The organism is Collinsella aerofaciens (assembly GCF_015670795.1).
In the GTDB taxonomy this organism is placed as follows: domain Bacteria; phylum Actinomycetota; class Coriobacteriia; order Coriobacteriales; family Coriobacteriaceae; genus Collinsella; species Collinsella aerofaciens_Q.
This window is the reverse complement of the sequence record NZ_JADPCJ010000001.1, coordinates 219596-235801: the sequence shown is the minus strand read 5'-3', so window position 1 is coordinate 235801 and position 16206 is coordinate 219596. Positions and strand designations below refer to the sequence as shown.

Genomic DNA, 16206 nt, shown 5'->3' with positions numbered 1-16206 from the left:
GGCCCGTTCGTCTAGCGGTTTAGGACGCCGCCCTCTCAAGGCGGAGATCACCAGTTCGAATCTGGTACGGGCTACCATGAATTAGAGACCCGGACTTCCCACGGAAGTTCGGGTTTTTTATTTCCGAGCAACCCATCTGCAATTCCCATTTGGCCCATAGCTTTTCGTTCTGCTTGTGGCCCTTGCGGGTACAATATGCAAGATATTTGGACGGTCAGAAGGAGCCTCATGAAGGAGTCCTCTCAGCATACATCTAAGCCCCAGGTCGAGGTTGAGGCCTCAGGCGGCGATGACAACAAGAGTGCACGTCGCGGTGCCATTTTTATCGGCGTCGTGCTGGTCGGCTATATCGTTTATCTGATTGTGACCGGTCAGATGGGACAGTTTTGGGCTGCCATGTCGAGCGTCCAAGCGCCGTGGCTCGCCGCTGCATGCTTTTGCATGTTCCTGTACCTGTTCTTTGGCATCGTTGCCTATGCGATCGCCGTTTGGCTCGATCCCAATTCGCCCGTCGGCATTCGCGACCTGATCTCGGTCGAGGCGAGCGGTATCTTCTTTGGCAACCTGACGCCCATGATGATGGGCTCCACGCCTGCCCAGATCTACCGCCTGACCAAGGCTGGCCAAAACGTCGGCGAGGCCGGTGCCACGCAGTTCACGCGCTTTATCGTGTATCAGTTTGGCCTCGTTGCCTGGGGTGCCATTCTGCTGCTTGCCCGCATGCCGTTTTTCGCCGAGCGCTATGGTGACATGACGTTGCTGTGCGTCTTTAGCTTTGGCGGTCACTGCTGCATTCTGCTTGGCATCTTTGCCGTCGCGCTCATGCCCAAGACCGTCACGCGCGTCGCGCACTGCATCATCAATTGGCTCGAGCGAATGGGCGTCTCGGCCACCAAGATCGAGGGCTGGCGTACGTTTGTCGACGGCGAAATCTATTCGTTCTCTGAGAAGTTCAAGCTTTCGGCCGGTCACTTTTCGTCCATGCTGCTCACGGTGGTCATCACCATGTTACAGCTCGCGTTTTTCTACCTCGTGCCGTATTTCCTGATGCTTGCCTTTGGCCACCACGAAGTCGACTTTTTCTCGGTCATGGCCGCGAGCGCCTTTGTTCAGCTCCTGAGCTCTGCTGTTCCCCTGCCCGGTGGCACCGGCGGCGCCGAGGGTGGCTTCGCGCTGTTCCTGGGTCATTTCTTTGGATCGGCGTCGACCGCCGGTTACCTGCTGTGGCGCCTCATTACGTTTATCGCGCCGACTATTTTGGCCGCGCCCCTGCTGGGCCTTAAGAGCGCTCACAACGAGAGTATCCATGCACGCTGGGATCGCGTGATGCGCAAGCTCGGACGAACGCCTCAGACGTCCTCTAAGCCTGCAAAGCCTCATCCTGTGCATGCGGTTACCGTTGATCCCAATCAGCATGCTCAGAAGGCTTCTGGGGCCGCCAAACCGGCGCATAAGGCCTATGTGCGCCAGACAGGCGACGGCATCCGTGTGTCCCCGGCTGCTTTGAACAAAAAGAAACACTCTAAGGCGTAATAGTTGGTCGTGCGTTCTTCATGTTGCCGGGCATTTTTGTGCCGGATGGGGGATAATCCTCTTACGTAGATTAACTCTCATCTGTTGATGAATGCTCGCATTCAGAAGGGACTCATCCATGGCCACCAGCAAACCGCGCCTCGACCGCCGCATCGTTCGCAGCCGCAATGCCATCCTTTCTGCGTTTGAGCGCCTTTTGATGGATAAGCCGCTTGCCGACATTACGGTGAGTGCCATCGCGCGTGAGGCAAATGTCGACCGCAAGACCTTTTACGTGCACTTCGGTACGGTTGACGGCCTGCTCGATGCCATCGCCGTTGACGTGGTGGAGATGATTGCCGACTCAGTCGAGAAAACGCTTGCTTCCATGGACGGCGACACCAACGAGCGCGCCCTGGGCGCGGCGGCGACCTTCTTTAAAACTGTTAACGAGGCACTGTGCAACAACCTGGTGCTCAATCGTCAACTGATCGAGAACATTCCGCTCGATGATTTTATGGCTCGTCTTCGTGCGCCGCTCGAGCACGAGATTGCCGAGCGCGATCTGCTGCCCCAAGGTCTCAAGGACGAGATGTTCGATTACTACCTGGCGTTTTTGCTATCGGGTATTATCGGTATCTATCGCACGTGGGCACTGTCTGACGGCTCGGTTCCTATCGAGCGCGTCTCTGAGGTCGCCAACGACCTGACTCTTAATGGCCTGTCGAGTCTGGAATCTCGCTTGGATTAGGCCTAGTTGGGCTCGTCGGCGTGGAAATTCCTGTTCACGAGGTTCTCCGGCGCCTTGGAGACCTCGCCGGCGTAGGAGCTGTAGCCTGAGGATCCTTAAAAAAAGTCCAGTTTATCCTTCCCACTCCAATTGGGAATCCTCCGATGCGCCTTCGCACGCTCGCATGACCTCGATACCATGCGAGCGTGCGAACTCGACGAGCTCTGCGTTGCGGGCGTTTATGGTGCCGAAGGCGGCGGGGCACACGATAAGGCGCGTGCAGTGGACGAGGAGCTCTTTGGCGCGGGCTATGGTTTTATCCCCGATCGGCTCGAAGGCGCGCTCGGCCACGCATTCCGTCGCCAGGTCGCGCGCGAGCTCGCAGTCGATGTCCCCTTCGTGCAGAACGCCCGCGTAGAACGCCTTGCCCTGCCGGATGAGCTGGCGAAACACAGCCGACCCCGTACCTGCGCCGGCGATGACGAACGTGTGCGCATCGCCGTGCGGGCGCCCAATTTCCACGCTGCCGAAGCGCTCGTTGAAGGTGCCATGTTGCAGGCCGTAGAGCTCGCCAATCGTCTCGCGCGTGAATATGTCCTCGGGTGCGCCGGCGCGGAAGACCCGGCCGTCCTTCACGCAAATCACCTTGTCGGCGCTTTTCTGCGCGAGCTCGAGTTCGTGGATGGACATGATGACAGCAACATTCCGCGATTTCGCAAGGTGGCGAAGTATTCGCAGCAGGTCGATCTGGTAGCGGATATCGAGATACGACGTGGGCTCGTCGAGCACGAGCACGCGCGGATCCTGCGCGATGGCGCGTGCGAGCATGACGCGCTGGCGTTGCCCGTCGCTTATCTGCATGAAGTCGCGCTCGGCAAGCTTTTCCACATGTGCGGTTTTCATGGCCTCGTCGACCCGATTATGGTCGTCGGGCGTGAGTGCGCCCATTCGCCCGGTGTAGGGATGCCTTCCCGCCTCTACGATATCGCGGCAGGTGAGGAGCTCGGTTCGGGGGCGATCTGTCAGCATAACGGCAAGGTTCCTTGCGAACTCCGCCGTCTTCCATCGGGAAATCTCCCGCCCGTCGAGCTCGACCGCGCCGGCAAGCGGTGCCAGATGGCGTGTGATGGTTTTCAAGATGGTCGACTTGCCCGAGCCGTTCGGCCCGATGAGTGCCACGACGTCGCCCGCGCGAACCTCCAGATCGACGCCTTCGACTACGACCTTCTTGTCGTAGCCCGCCGACAGGTCGCTTATGCGGAAAAGCGGCGCTCCGTCAGCCTGCGTTTTTACCGGGGTTTCGAGGTTCGACTCCGCTCGAAGGAGGCGTTCCGCGCGCAGTTCCGCACGAGCCGAAAGAGCCTTCTGGCGCTTTCGTGCGAGCTCAGAACTGGCCAAGCATGGAATGTTCCCTCCGAGCGTTTTGGTCCGCGGCACGAATTCCCCCATCTACCTCACCCGCTTCTTCAACATGAGTGCAATAACCACCGGCGCGCCGAAGATGGCGGTGACGGCGCTGATGGAAAGCTCGACGGGGGAGAACAGCGTGCGCGCGATCAAATCGCAGCCCGCGCAAAAGATGGCGCCTCCCAAGAAGCACGCAGGAATCACGCGGATAGGCTTCGACGACTTCAGCGCCGACTTAACGAGATGCGGAACCGCGATGCCTACGAACGACACCGGACCAGCGAACGCGGTCACGCAGGCGGAGAGCATGCTCGCTAGAAGGACGAGCACCACGCGGAAGCGTGCGACGTTCACGCCGACGCTTTTCGCGTAGGCTTCTCCCAGCTGGAAGGCGGAAAGGGGCTTCGATATCGCGAATACGCATGCGCTCACGGTGATCACCACGACCGCGATGACCGCGATGTCGTCCCAGCTCGAACCCGAGAAGCTACCCAAAGACCAGTTGTGCAGGTTCACGATGGACTGGTCGTCGGCGAAGGCGATGAGGAAGTTCGTCGCCGCCGAGCAGATGTATCCCACCATGACGCCCGCCACGATGAGTATGGCCATGGAACTTATGCGCCGTGCGATGAGGAGCACGAAGCCGATGGTGATAAGCGAGCCCAGAAACGCTGCGGCCACCATGGCCGGGGAGGACATGGCCTGGTTCGCGCCCAGAAGTACAATCATCGTAAGCGCTACGACGAACTTTGCACCCGAGGAGACGCCCAAGATGAACGGGTCGGCGATGGGGTTGTTGAAAAACGTCTGCAGCAGGAACCCGGAGAGGGAAAGCGCCCCGCCGAGAAGCACGGCTGAAAGCACGCGCGGCAGGCGAATCTCCCAGATGACCTGGCTTTCCATGGAATTGGCCGCGCCGCCCGAAAGGATGCCGGGGATGTGGTCTGCTGGCACGAGCACGCTCCCGATGCACAGGTTGGCCCCGACGAGCACGATGAGGGCAACAGCGAGCAGCGCCGTCACGACGCGACACCGCGCGGCGCGCCCCGATTCGTCGTATGTCATGGAAAGTCGGCTTTTCATGGTGCTAGCCGAGCTTCCTCAGATAATGGAAGTCGCTCGCGTCATCGCCGGTGAACGCCCCGTGCAGTTCGTCGATAATGTCGGCGGTAGAAGTCATCTGCTGGTACATGTCGGCGCTTGTGACCCAGACGTTGCCGTTCTTCACGGCTTTGAACTGCGACAATAGCGCGTTTTTGCCTACGAAGTCGTTCAAGGTGGTAACCGATTCGTCGATGGTGCCGTTGTAGACGATGATGTCGGCATCCTTCGCCGTCGCGTAGAAGCGCTCCATTTCGAGCGTTACTGACGAACCTGACGTCGACGCCGTCTGCGCGTCATCGAGCGCGTAGCTGCCGCCTGCAAGCTCGATTATCTGCGCCACGTAGTCGCCCGCCCGCCGCGTGACGGCGGCCCCGTTCGAGTTAATGTAGAAATACGCCACGGTTTTACCTGACGACGCGAGCCCCGACGTTTGCTCGACGCGGGCCTTCTGCTCGTTGAACAGGTGCGCGGCCTCGTCTTCCTTGTCGAACAGGACGCCGAAAAGCTTAATCCACTCGACGCGCCCGAGTGCTTCGGGCTCGCTCGACGACTGTTCGGTGAGCGCGACGAGCCCGAGTTTCTGCAGCTTTTCCTTCACATCGGGTGTGTGGTTGATCATGGTGTTCTCGATGGCGAGCGTGCAGCCCGAGGCCGATATTCGCTCGTAGTCGGGCGCGCTGTACTTGCCGCCGTAGGCGATCTCCCCACTTTCGAGTGCGCTTTTGAAGCCCGCGACCGAGCAATCGTCGGCCTTCGTGCCCGACATGATGATATTGTCGTTCGCATCGAGCGCGTCGACCAGGCACATCGTCGCCGACGACACGAGGTACACCTTGTCGGTGGGGCGCCTTATGACCGCGATGTCGGAGCTCAACCCATCAGGTACCTTCGCATCTTGCGGCACCACGAGGAAGCGCTCCCCGTTCGAAATGCAGATAAGCCGCAGGCCGCCTTCGTACTCGTCGATAGTGAAGTGCTTGGCGTATTCTAGCTGAAGCGTCCCCGTCGGCTCCCAGCCGCAGCCCAAATCTGCGTTGTGGAAGTCGGCCGCGGCGCTTGAAGCCGTTCCCGCAGGGGAGCCGCCGCTTGCATCGTCGCCCGATTTCTCCTTCATGGTGGATGAGTCGAAGTGGATCGTGTAGTCGATGGTGTGCGGCGTCGACATGGCGACGGTCTCGGCCGACACGGCCATGTCCTCGTCGAGCGTGACGGGTATCTCGAACGTGGAGTTGCCGCCGTCGTTTACGGGCGCGTAGTCCACGCCGTCGACGGTCATCTTGTCGTAGTTCGAACTCGACCAGGTGATGGTCGCGGTGTAGGTGTCGCCATCCTTCACAATTGCGGTGGGTGAGGCGATGCTTGCGCGCCCTGACCCGCCGGAAAGCGAGACGCTCACAGTGTATTCCTGAGAGCCTGCCGTGCCACCGGTCGCGTTCGGGCTCGCACTGCACCCCGCGAAAGGAAGCGCGAGCAGGGCGACGAGAATGCAGGCGATCACGCGCACCGCGATGCTGCGACGCTTCCTGCTTTCCCCCTTGGGAAGAATCGACCGCATGGCGTTACTTCAGCGCGTCGGCGCGCAGATCGACGCCGGCGGATTCGAATACGAGCGTGCGGTCGTACCACCGCTCTTTTCTAATACTCCACGCGGCACAGGCGGTGTCCTCGTCGAGCGCTTCGACGGGCACGTCGTAGGTGTACTTGCCTTCCGCGTTTTCCGCATAGGGGATGAAGTCGGCCTCGCTCGCGGCGGCAGCCTCGTCGCCCGTGCCCATGAATAGCTTGCCGTAGCCCGTGCCGGAAAGTGTCATCACGCAGTGCATGGAGCCGTTTTCCACGATGAGCTGGGCGTCCACAATCCTGAACATGCTCGAGCTGGAATCTACGGTGATCGGATAGGTGCCGTCGGCCACCTTGTCGGCGGTGATGGGGGCAGCGCTTGCGCCCTCGGGCGCATCGGCCACCTGTTCGGTCTTTTCCTGGGAATCGGCATCGCTTGCCTTTGCGCTGTCGATTGAATTTCCGCCGCAGCCGGCGAGCGAGAACGCGAAAAGCGCCGCCGACAGGGCGAAGGCGAGGGTTTTCTTCAACATGGAGGGGTTCCTTTCAATCGCTTCGACCGCCCGCGCCGTGCGGTGGGCGGGCGGGATGCGAATGCAACGGGCATGCGCCGTCAGTCGGGGAAGGCGCATGCCCGTTGCACGGGGACGCGACCGGCGCCCCCGTGCGCGGCGAGTTTACAGCTTGGCGATGGCGTCGTCCACGTGCGAGACGTAGATGTCGTCGACCGCGACGTTCTGTCCCAGACCCTGGAGCAGGCACGTCACTTCGAAGCCGGCGGCCACGAACTTCGCAGCCCAGCTGTCGGGGTCGGTCTCGTCTGCCATGTCGTTGTTCGCGTGGTCGCCCGCGACCACCATGAACGGCGCGAGCACGGCCTTCTTGTAGCCTGCGGCGCTCGCGGCGGCGATAACATCCTCGCAGGTCGGTTCAGCCTCGACGGTGCCGACGAAGAACTGCGTCAAGCCCTCGTTCTTGAACACTTCCTGCATCTTGGCATAGTCGGCGTTGGAATCGGCTTCGGTGCCGTGGCCCATGAGGCACAGCGCCGTCTTGCCGTCGTCGAAGGACGCCATGTTCTCCTTAATGGCTGCGGCCACCTTCTTGTAGTCGTCGTCGGAGGTGAGCAGCGGGTCGCCGAGCGAGATTTTGTCGAACTTGTCGGCGTACTTGTCGAGCTCGTCTTTCACGTCGGTGTATTCCAGGCCACCCATGAGATGCGTCGGCTGCACGACGATTTCCTTCACACCGTCTTCCACGCAGCGGTCGAGCGCCTCGGTCATGTTGTCGATCGTGATGCCGTCGCGCTTCTTCAGCTTGTCGATGATGATCTGCGCGGTGAAGGCGCGGCGGATGTCGTAGTCCTGCCAGTACTTCTCGCGGATAGCGTCTTCGATGGCGCCGATGGTGATGTGGCGCGAGTCGTTGTAGCTCGTGCCGAAGCTCGTGACGAGGATGACCGGCTTCACGGCCTTCTCCTTTTCACTCGATTTCTCGGAACTCGCGGAGGTGTTGGAGCAGCCCGCGAGCGCGACTCCGGCGAGCGCGACGGCTCCGGTTGCTGCGGCGCCCATGAAGCCGCGGCGTGACATCTGGTCGGACATGGTTTTTCCTTTCCTCGGTTTGCCGGTCCCCCGGCGACAGTTGCTTGTCGGCACAAGCGAAAGAAAAGCGCACCCCTCGGGGTTCACAAGGAGCTAACGCCACGGCGATGCCGTGAGGAAAAGGCGAAGCAGTCTGGCTTGGGGCGCGAGGCGGTTCGCCCGCGCGTCCTATACAGTAATGTCCCTTGCCCAGGATTCCCACCTGGTTCCCTCCGCAAGCCAGCGCGGGCTGTGCGGGCGCCGCGCCGGTCATTTCCTTTTATCCGATTGTCATATGCTCGTTGCCGAAACTTTTACTATGATAGTGGGCACTTGTGAACGTGTCAAAGCCAGGGCGGGCTGCATTGCGCCTCCTGCCTGCGTATTTGCGCCGATTGCCGCCGCAGGCGCCGTGTTTTGCCCGCTGCGCGAATGGCGGCGTAAACGGTTGCGATGAGAAACGGGAAGGGAAGGCTCGGATGATTCATATCGTTGGCGCAGGCTCGGGCGCCACCGACCTTATCACGCTGCGCGGGGCGCGCCTTCTGCGCGCAGCCGACGTGGTCGTTTGGGCGGGAAGCCTTGTGAACCCCGAGCTGCTCGCTGAGTGCAAGGAATCCTGCATCGTCTACGACAGCGCGCACATGACCTTGGAGGAAGTGCTCGACGTGATGTGCGCGGCAGATGCGCGGGGCGAGGAAGTGGTGCGCCTGCACACGGGCGACCCGTGCCTGTACGGCGCCATCCAGGAGCAGATGGACGCGCTCGACGCGCACGGCGTGGACTACGAGGTGGTGCCCGGCGTGTCGAGCTTTTGCGGTGCCGCGGCGGCACTTCGCCAGGAATACACGCTGCCGGGAATCAGCCAGTCGGTCGTGATCACGCGGCTTTCCGGACGCACCCCCATGCCCGCGGGCGAGGGCATGCGCACCATGGCGGAAAGCGGCTCGACCATGGTCATCTTCCTGAGCTCGGGTATGCTCGCCGAGCTTTCCGCCGAGCTTTTGGCCGCGGGCCGCAGTTCCGACGAGCCGGCGGCGCTCGTGTACAAGGCGACCTGGCCTGAGGAGCGCGTGGTGCGATGCACAGTGGGCACGCTCGCCGATGCGGGCGCGCGAGAGGGCATCGACCGCACGGCGCTCGTGGTGGTGGGCCGCGTGCTCGGAGCTCGCGGCGGGCTTGCGCACAACGGCGCGCAAGCGGAGTCGTACGAGCGCAGCAAGCTTTACGACCCTTCTTTTGCCACGGGGTATCGGAAGGCGAGCAGCTAGCGTGGCCTTCGAGCACTACATATATACCGGGACGACCCGCCTGCGCTGCGGCTACACCACGGGGAGCTGCGCCGCGCTCGCGGCGAAGGCGGCCTGCGAGATGCTCTTGTCACGAAAGCCCGTCGGTCTCGTGTCGATCGTCACCCCCGGCGGGCTGCCCGTCGAAGCGAACGTGGTCGACGCATGCATCGGCGAGGGGTGCGCCCAGTGCGCCGTGCGAAAGGACGCAGGCGACGATGCCGATGTGACCGACGGCGTGCTCGTGTACGCGCGCGTGGAACATGCGGGGTCGGGCACGGGTGCTGCGGGCAGCAAGGGCGTGCCCGCGCGCGAATCGGAAGTTTCCGTCGATGGCGGCGTGGGCGTGGGGCGCGTGACGTTGCCCGGGCTCGAGCAGCCGGTGGGGGCGGCCGCCATCAACGCGACGCCGCGCGCGATGATCACTTCGGCGGTTCGCGAGGTGTGCGCCGCGCACGTCTTTTCTGGAAATATTGCTGTGACGATTTCTGTACCCGAGGGCGTTGCCCTTGCCGAAAAGACCTTCAACCCGCACCTGGGGATAAAGGACGGCATCTCCATCCTGGGCACGACGGGCATCGTCGAGCCGCGCAGCCTCGCTGCCTTGCGCGACAGCATCGTGCTCGAGATTCGGCAGCATGCGGCTATGGGGCGGCGCGGAGTCGTGCTCACGCCCGGCAACTACGGCGCGCAGTTCATCTCGGGGCATTTCCACCTAAACGGTGCGCCGGTGGTCTTTATCTCCAACTTTGTAGGCGATGCGATTGATTGCTGCGTTCGCGAGGGATTCACCAATGTCCTTCTTGTGGGACACATCGGCAAGCTGGTGAAGGTCGCGGGCGGCATCATGGACACCCATTCGCGTACCGCCGACTGCCGCGCGGAGATTCTGGCCGCCCACGCGGCCATGGCCGGCGCGGGCGCGAAGACCGTGCGCGAGATCATGACGTCCGTCACGACCACGGTGGCGCTCGAGGTAATCGAGGCCGCCGGCGTGGGGGACGCTGCGCGCGCCTCGCTCGCTGCGGCAATCGAGGACAGGTTGCGCCGCCGCGCGGCGGGCGCATGCGACATCGCCGCGGTCGTGTTCGACGCCGAGCGCCGCGAGCTTTTCCGCACGTCGGGCGCCGATGCAGTTATCGGGGAATTGGGGGCGACGTATGAGTAAAGGCGTTCTGTACGGGGTGCCCCGCGTGATCGGCTGGTCGGGGACGAAGGTGGTCATGAAGGCGCGCCGCTCGCTTGCGGACACGAAGCGCATCCTTCGCGAGGAGGGCGCCTTCGACGGTGCCGAGCTCGTAGAGGACTGTGGTCTTCCGGGCGAGCGCGTGTACCGCTCGCTCGACGATGTGCCCGATCGGGGCAGCTACTTCTCGACGATGGTAGTGCGCTAGATGAGGATTTCCTGCATAGCGTTCACTGAGAGGGGGTATGCGTTGGCGGAGCGCACCGCACGCGCGCTTTCCGATTGCGCGCAGACAGGTGAAGATGACCCTGGCTGGAACGTTTCCGTTTCGCGCGGGTTCGGCGAGGGGAAGGCCGACCTGCGCGCATGGACGGCGCTCGCGTGGGAAGCGTCGGACGCGCTTCTGTTCGTCGGCGCGGCGGGCATCGCCGTGCGGGCGATCGCGCCGCATGTCGCCTCGAAGGCAAAAGATCCCGCGGTTGTGGTGATCGACGAGGCGGGGCGCTTTGCCGTCCCGCTTTTGTCGGGGCATTTGGGCGGTGCGAACGAGCTTGCGCAAACTGTGGCACGCGCGGCAGGGGCCATCCCCGTCATCACAACGGCGACCGACGTCCGCGGCGTGTGGGCGGTGGATACGTGGGCGCGCTGTGAGGGGCTCGCCGTTTCGAATCCCGAGGCTATCAAGCGAGTGTCGGCGAGGCTGCTTTCGGGCGGGCGCGTGGCGCTCTATTCCGACATGCCGATTTCGGGACAGCCGCCTGAGGGGGTTGACATTGCGTCCGACCGCGCTCGGGCCGATATCGTCGTGTCACCGTTCGCTGGCGCGAATGCAGGTGCGTTCGTTCGCGCGGCGGAGACAACGGGCGAGGTCGTGCCCGACGGTGAAACTGGGAAGCCAGCGTGCGTGCGGGCGCAGGCGCCTGCGCCCGAGCCGCTTCGCCTTGTCGTGCCCTGCATCGTTGCGGGCATAGGGTGCCGTCGCGGTGCGTGCGCCGAAGCGATCGGGGAGGCGTTTCTTCTCGCGTGCGGGCAGGCGGGCATCTCGCCTTCGGCCGTGCGCGAGGCGGCGACGATCGACGTGAAGGCGCACGAGAAGGGTCTGCTCGCCTTCTGCCGCGCGCGCAATATCCCGCTTACGACGTATTCCGCAGAGGAGTTGTCGCAGGTCGAAGGCAGCGTTTCGCCATCTGATTTCGTGCGCGCGACGGTGGGGGTCGACAACGTGTGCGAGCGCGCGGCGCTCGCGGACGGGGGTAAACTGATCTTCCCGAAGCTTGCTCACGGCGGCGTGACCGTCGCGTTTTCCAGGGTAACTATCGAACTTTCGTTTAAGGAGCGGTGATGGGAAAGCTCTTCGTGGTGGGGATCGGCCCGGGCGGCCCCGACGGCATGACGATTGCGGCTCGGCGCGCGCTGGAGGCGGCCGACATCGTTGTGGGGTACACGAAATACGTGGAGCTCGCGCTCGCCGCCGTGCCTGACGCGGCGCATCTCGCGACGCCGATGATGCACGAGGTCGAACGGTGCCGCCTGGCGCTTTCGCGCGCGCAGAGCGGAGAAGCCGTGGCGCTCGTGTGCAGCGGTGACGCGGGCGTGTACGGCATGGCGAGCCCTGTGCTGGAGCTTGCGGAGGACTACCCCGATGTAGACGTGGAAGTTATCGCCGGGGCCACCGCGGCTCAGAGCGGGTCGGCGGTGCTCGGCGCCCCGCTTGCCCACGACTTCGCGGTCGTGTCGCTCTCCGACCTGCTCACGCCATGGGAGGTCATCGAGCGCAGGCTCGCCGCCGTGGCGAGCGCCGACTTCTGCATCTGTTTGTACAACCCGCGCAGCAGAAAGCGCGCCGACAGGCTCTCACGCGCGGCGAAGATTATGCTCGAATGGAAGGCCCCCGACACGCTCTGCGGCTGGGTACGCAACATCGGGCGCGAGGGGCAGCAGTCGGGCATGTGCAGGCTCTCCGAGCTGGGGGAGATCGACGCCGACATGTTCACCACCGTGTTCGTCGGCAACGCGGACACGAAGCTCGTAGGCGGCCGTATGGTCACGCCGCGCGGGTATCGGGAGATTTCATGCGAAAGGTAACGATCATCGGGGCGGGGCCCGGAAACCCCGACTTGCTCTCGCGCGCGGCGCTCGACGCGATCGACATCGCCGACGTGGTCATCGGCGCTCATCGCGCGCTTGCCGGCATCGACGTGCCGCCCGACGTGGTGAGATGCGAGCTCGTGAAGACGGCGGACATCGCCGCCGCGCTCACCGATGCGGCGTCGTGGCAGCGCGCCGTGGTCGTGATGACGGGCGATGTGGGGCTGTTCAGCGGCGCGCGCCGCCTGGTGGAGGCGCTCTCCGGCAACGCGCAGGTGGACGTGCGCGTCATTCCCGGCATAAGCTCAGCGTCGTATCTCGCCGCGCGCCTCGCGCGTCCATGGCAGGATTGGCGCTTTGCGAGCGCTCACGGCGTGGCGTGCGACATCGTGGCCGAGGCCGAGCGCGCAGGTGAGCTCTTCCTCGTCACGTCGGGCGGGGAAGACCCCTCGCGGCTTTCCGGCGAGCTTGTGCAGGCGGGCTTCGGGGACGCGCGCGTGACGGTGGCCGAGCGCCTGTCGTACCCCGACGAGCGCATCACCTGTGCGACCGCAAGTGAAATCGCAGGTCAGTCGTTCGACGACTTGAACGTGATGCTTATCGATTTCGCATCCCGCGCCGCGAGTTCCCGCTGGCCGTACGCTTCCTCGGGCATTCCCGACGAGCTCTTCATCCGCGGTGACGTTCCCATGACCAAGCAGGAGGTGCGAGCCGTCGCGCTCGCGAAGCTGCGCCTTACCGCGACCGACACCGTGTGGGACGTCGGCGCCGGCACGGGGAGCGTGTCGATCGAGGCGGCGCTCGTCGCGCGAGCGGGGTCGGTATGGGCGGTCGAGCGCAACGCGGCCGGCGTGCGGCTCATCCGAGAGAACGCGGATGCATTCGGGTGCGGCAACGTGTATGCGGTCCCCGGCGTCGCTCCCGAAGCGCTCGCGAAACTGCCCGTCCCCGACGCCGTGTTCGTCGGCGGGAGCGCGGGCGAGCTTCCCTCCATCGTGGAGGCGGCGCTCGAGAAGAATTCGCATGTTCGCCTGTGTGTGCCATGCGTCACCATTGAGACACTCACCGAGGCGTGCGCGCTCCTCTCGGGTTCGCGCTTTAAGGGGTTCGATGCGTGCCAGTTGTCGGCCGCCCGCGCCGAGGCTGTAGGCTCGCATCATCTTATGAAGGCGCAAAACCCCGTGTTCCTCGTCAGCGCGCGTGGTGCAGGTGGGGAAGGCGGTGCCCGGTGAGCACGTCCATCCCGCGCTTCATGGTCGCTGCGCCCTCGAGCGGGAGCGGCAAGACGGTCGTAACGTGCGCGCTCCTGCGCGCGCTCGCGCGCCGCGGCCTCGCATGCGCGGCCTTCAAATGCGGCCCCGACTACATTGATCCGCTCTTTCATCGCCGCGTCGTGGGTGCGCGCTCGGGGAACTTAGACGGCTTCTTCACCGACGCCCCGACGCTGCGCGCCCTGCTCGCACGCGGCGCCGCGGGCGCGGATGTCGCGGTTCTCGAGGGGGTCATGGGCTTCTACGACGGCATGGCGCCCGGCGTGGCCGACGCGAGCAGCTACCAGGTTGCGCGCGACACGGAAACGCCGGTCGTTTTAGTGGTGAACGGGCGCGGGGCGTCTTTATCGCTCGCCGCCGTAATCCGTGGCATCGCCGAGTTCCTGCCTTGTGCGAACGTGCGCTGCGTCGTGCTGAACAAGACGAGCGCCGCTGCCTGCGCCTACGCGGCGCCTGCGATCGAGAAGCACACGGGCGTCGCGGTTTTGGGGAATATCCCCGCCGACGAGGCGTTCTCGCTCGAAAGCCGGCATCTGGGGCTTGTGACCGCCGACGAGGTCGAGCAGCTCTCCGCGCGCATCGACAAGATGGCCGAGCTGGTGGAAAAGAGCGTCGACGTCGACCGCTTGCTCGAAATAGCGGCGACGGCACCCGATATCCGCGAGGAACCTTACCGGTTGGAGCCGATCGCGGGAGCGCGGCCCATCGTCGCCGTCGCGCGTGACGAGGCGTTCTCGTTCTACTACGAGGAGAACCTGCGCGCGCTCGAGGACCTGGGTTGCGAGCTGGCCTTTTTCAGCCCCCTGTGTGATAGCGAGTTGCCCCGGGGGACAAGCGCCCTCTATCTGGGGGGCGGCTACCCGGAGCTCCATGCGCGGAAGCTCTCCGAGAATGCGCCGATGCGCAAGGCGGTGCGGCGCGCGGTGGAATCCGGCATGCCGACGGTCGCAGAATGTGGTGGGTTTCTGTACCTGCAACGCGAAATCGCCGATAGCGAGGGGCGGCGCTGGCCTGTTGCGGGCGCCCTTGAGGGCGCAAGCGAGAACGGGGGAAGGCTGTCCCATTTCGGGTACGTGGAGCTTACTTCCCAATGCGACGGGCTCTACGGGCCGCGCGGCACACGCATCCGCGCGCACGAGTTCCACTACTGGCAGTCCACCTGCCCGGGCGGCGACTTCTGGGCGCAGAAGCCCCGGCGCGACAAGGGCTGGCCGTGCATGACGACCACCCCGTCCCTGGTGGCGGGCTTCCCGCATGTTTACTATCCTGCGAACCCCGATGTTGCGCGCGCGTTCGCGGTTGCCGCAGCGTCGTTTGAAGAGAGGAGACGGCATGGCTGAAGCAATCGAAACCGCGCTTGCCTGCATCCGCGAGGAAGTCGGGCGCGCGTTCTCGTCGACGCCGGGCGCCGTGCTCGAAGCCACGCTCTCCCGGATTGCGCCCGCAGATGAGTGCGCCCGCGCCGCGGCGTACGCCGTGTGGGACTCCATCGCGCACCCCTTGGGGGGATTGGGCGACTTTGAAGACGCCGTCGCGTGTATCGCCGCAGCTCAGGGGAGCGCCGAGGTGGCCGAGTTTCCCCGTGCGCTCGCGGTATTCTTCTCCGACAACGGGGTCGTTGCCGAAGGCGTGTCGCAAAGCGGGCAAGACGTGACGCGAGCCGTCGCGCGCAACATGTGCGAGGGGGCCACGAGCGCCTGCCGCATGGCGGCGTTCGCGGGTGCCGAGGTCGTGCCCGTCGACGTGGGTATGGCCCGGGGCATAGAAGACGCGCGCATGGTGCGCGCGAACGTGCGGCGGGGGAGCGGCAACATCGCGCACGGCTCCGCTATGTCTCGCGATGGGGCCGTGCGCGCGATCGAGGTCGGAATCGCCGTCGCGTGCGGGCTTGCCCGCGCCGGCGTGCGCCTTCTTGCCGCGGGCGAGATGGGCATCGGCAACACGACCACCTCGGCGGCGGTGGCCGCAGTGCTCATCCGGGCGGACGCGCGGAGCCTCGTCGGGCGCGGCGCGGGGCTCTCGGACGCCTCGCTCGCGCGCAAGCGCGACGTGGTCGAGCGCGCTATCGACGCGAACTCGCCCGATCCCGCCGATCCGATCGACGTGCTCTCGAAGGTGGGCGGCTTCGACATCGCGGCGATGTGCGGTTTCTACCTGGGGGCCGCGGCCTCGAAGGCGCCGGCGCTCCTCGACGGGGTCATATCCTGCACGGCGGCCCTGTGCGCGGCGCGCCTGTGCCCCAATGTCTTGGGCTACCTCGTGGGCACCCACGCATCAAGCGAACCCGCAAGCCAGGAGCTTCTTCGCGAGCTCGGCATAAAGGCACCCCTCGACGCAGGCATGCACTTGGGCGAGGGCGCGGGCGCCATGGCGTATCTGCCCCTTCTGGATTCGGCGCTGCGCGTGTACCGGGATGGGAAGACGTTCACGGCGACTGGCATGGCTGCTTACGAGCATTTCGAGGCTGGGAATTGAT

Annotated in this window: 15 protein-coding genes and 1 tRNA gene; 11 read left to right on the top strand and 5 right to left on the bottom strand. The window is 64.4% G+C overall.

Annotation, left to right across the window (positions count from 1 at the left end):
- The 3 genes from I4W09_RS01120 to I4W09_RS01110 all read left to right on the top strand — a co-directional run bounded on the left by I4W09_RS01120 (window position 1) and on the right by I4W09_RS01110 (window position 2263).
- A tRNA-Glu gene (locus I4W09_RS01120) sits at window positions 1–77 on the top strand.
- Between the two features lie 151 nt (window positions 78–228).
- Window positions 229–1533, top strand: coding sequence for a lysylphosphatidylglycerol synthase transmembrane domain-containing protein (locus I4W09_RS01115; RefSeq protein WP_196031324.1), 1305 nt, complete (start codon window positions 229–231; stop codon window positions 1531–1533).
- Window positions 1534–1651: 118 nt separating this feature from the next.
- Window positions 1652–2263, top strand: a complete 612-nt coding sequence (locus I4W09_RS01110; protein WP_196031323.1) for a TetR/AcrR family transcriptional regulator — start codon at window positions 1652–1654, stop codon at window positions 2261–2263.
- Window positions 2264–2374: 111 nt separating this feature from the next.
- Here I4W09_RS01110 and I4W09_RS01105 read toward each other — a convergent pair whose 3' ends face one another.
- From I4W09_RS01105 to I4W09_RS01085, 5 genes are all read right to left on the bottom strand, one after another.
- The gene (locus tag I4W09_RS01105; protein WP_230318589.1) at window positions 2375–3640 is read right to left on the bottom strand and encodes an ABC transporter ATP-binding protein; all 1266 of its coding nucleotides are present in this window, start codon (window positions 3638–3640) and stop codon (window positions 2375–2377) included.
- Between the two features lie 51 nt (window positions 3641–3691).
- Window positions 3692–4714 carry a FecCD family ABC transporter permease gene (locus I4W09_RS01100; protein ID WP_117746328.1) on the bottom strand — a complete coding sequence of 341 codons (1023 nt, stop codon included), beginning with the start codon at window positions 4712–4714 and terminating at the stop codon, window positions 3692–3694.
- 22 nt (window positions 4715–4736) lie between these two features.
- Window positions 4737–6308 (bottom strand): ABC transporter substrate-binding protein, encoded by a 1572-nt coding sequence (locus tag I4W09_RS01095; protein ID WP_196031321.1) that lies wholly within the window; start codon window positions 6306–6308, stop codon window positions 4737–4739.
- A 4-nt stretch (window positions 6309–6312) separates the two neighbouring features.
- On the bottom strand, window positions 6313–6846 hold the full coding sequence (locus I4W09_RS01090) for a hypothetical protein (protein ID WP_196031320.1): 534 nt from the start codon (window positions 6844–6846) through the stop codon (window positions 6313–6315).
- Window positions 6847–6990: 144 nt separating this feature from the next.
- Entirely contained in the window at window positions 6991–7917 is a 927-nt protein-coding gene (locus I4W09_RS01085) for a sirohydrochlorin cobaltochelatase (protein WP_022094564.1), read from the bottom strand.
- Window positions 7918–8375: 458 nt separating this feature from the next.
- Between I4W09_RS01085 and cobM the strand changes: the two genes are divergently transcribed.
- The 8 genes from cobM to I4W09_RS01045 are packed head-to-tail and all read left to right on the top strand — an operon-like array spanning window position 8376 to window position 16205.
- Window positions 8376–9167 (top strand): precorrin-4 C(11)-methyltransferase, encoded by a 792-nt coding sequence (cobM, locus tag I4W09_RS01080; RefSeq protein WP_196031319.1) that lies wholly within the window; start codon window positions 8376–8378, stop codon window positions 9165–9167.
- 1 nt (window position 9168) lies between these two features.
- Complete coding sequence (gene cbiD, locus I4W09_RS01075) at window positions 9169–10353, top strand: cobalt-precorrin-5B (C(1))-methyltransferase CbiD (RefSeq protein WP_271756788.1); 1185 nt, start codon at window positions 9169–9171, stop codon at window positions 10351–10353.
- Window positions 10346–10579: an SAM-dependent methyltransferase gene (locus I4W09_RS01070; protein ID WP_196031318.1), complete on the top strand. Its 234-nt coding sequence runs from the start codon at window positions 10346–10348 to the stop codon at window positions 10577–10579. The genes cbiD and I4W09_RS01070 overlap by 8 nt, the downstream gene beginning before the upstream one ends.
- 42 nt (window positions 10580–10621) lie before the next feature.
- The gene (locus I4W09_RS01065; RefSeq protein ID WP_230318588.1) at window positions 10622–11713 is read left to right on the top strand and encodes a cobalt-precorrin 5A hydrolase; all 1092 of its coding nucleotides are present in this window, start codon (window positions 10622–10624) and stop codon (window positions 11711–11713) included.
- On the top strand, window positions 11713–12456 hold the full coding sequence (gene cobJ, locus I4W09_RS01060; protein WP_196031316.1) for a precorrin-3B C(17)-methyltransferase: 744 nt from the start codon (window positions 11713–11715) through the stop codon (window positions 12454–12456). Before I4W09_RS01065 ends, cobJ begins: the two co-directional genes overlap by 1 nt.
- Window positions 12444–13691, top strand: coding sequence for a precorrin-6y C5,15-methyltransferase (decarboxylating) subunit CbiE (cbiE, locus tag I4W09_RS01055; protein WP_196031315.1), 1248 nt, complete (start codon window positions 12444–12446; stop codon window positions 13689–13691). Before cobJ ends, cbiE begins: the two co-directional genes overlap by 13 nt.
- On the top strand, window positions 13688–15070 hold the full coding sequence (locus I4W09_RS01050; RefSeq protein WP_271756789.1) for a cobyrinic acid a,c-diamide synthase CobB: 1383 nt from the start codon (window positions 13688–13690) through the stop codon (window positions 15068–15070). The genes cbiE and I4W09_RS01050 overlap by 4 nt, the downstream gene beginning before the upstream one ends.
- A complete protein-coding gene (locus tag I4W09_RS01045) occupies window positions 15063–16205 on the top strand; it encodes a nicotinate-nucleotide--dimethylbenzimidazole phosphoribosyltransferase (protein ID WP_196031314.1) in 1143 nt (380 codons plus the stop codon). Before I4W09_RS01050 ends, I4W09_RS01045 begins: the two co-directional genes overlap by 8 nt.
- The last annotated feature ends 1 nt before the right edge of the window (window position 16206 follow it).

Excerpts from the sequence above, each read along its gene's own strand:
- I4W09_RS01085 (WP_022094564.1), bottom strand. The coding sequence starts at position 7,917 with ATGTCCGACCAGATGTCACGCCGCGGCTTCATGGGCGCCGCAGCAACC.
- I4W09_RS01100 (WP_117746328.1), bottom strand. The coding sequence starts at position 4,714 with ATGACATACGACGAATCGGGGCGCGCCGCGCGGTGTCGCGTCGTGACG.
- I4W09_RS01110 (WP_196031323.1), top strand. The coding sequence starts at position 1,652 with ATGGCCACCAGCAAACCGCGCCTCGACCGCCGCATCGTTCGCAGCCGC.
- cbiE (WP_196031315.1), top strand. The coding sequence starts at position 12,444 with ATGCGAAAGGTAACGATCATCGGGGCGGGGCCCGGAAACCCCGACTTG.
- I4W09_RS01115 (WP_196031324.1), top strand. The coding sequence starts at position 229 with ATGAAGGAGTCCTCTCAGCATACATCTAAGCCCCAGGTCGAGGTTGAG.
- I4W09_RS01045 (WP_196031314.1), top strand. The coding sequence starts at position 15,063 with ATGGCTGAAGCAATCGAAACCGCGCTTGCCTGCATCCGCGAGGAAGTC.
- cobJ (WP_196031316.1), top strand. The coding sequence starts at position 11,713 with ATGGGAAAGCTCTTCGTGGTGGGGATCGGCCCGGGCGGCCCCGACGGC.
- cobM (WP_196031319.1), top strand. The coding sequence starts at position 8,376 with ATGATTCATATCGTTGGCGCAGGCTCGGGCGCCACCGACCTTATCACG.
- I4W09_RS01095 (WP_196031321.1), bottom strand. The coding sequence starts at position 6,308 with ATGCGGTCGATTCTTCCCAAGGGGGAAAGCAGGAAGCGTCGCAGCATC.
- I4W09_RS01090 (WP_196031320.1), bottom strand. The coding sequence starts at position 6,846 with ATGTTGAAGAAAACCCTCGCCTTCGCCCTGTCGGCGGCGCTTTTCGCG.
- I4W09_RS01070 (WP_196031318.1), top strand. The coding sequence starts at position 10,346 with ATGAGTAAAGGCGTTCTGTACGGGGTGCCCCGCGTGATCGGCTGGTCG.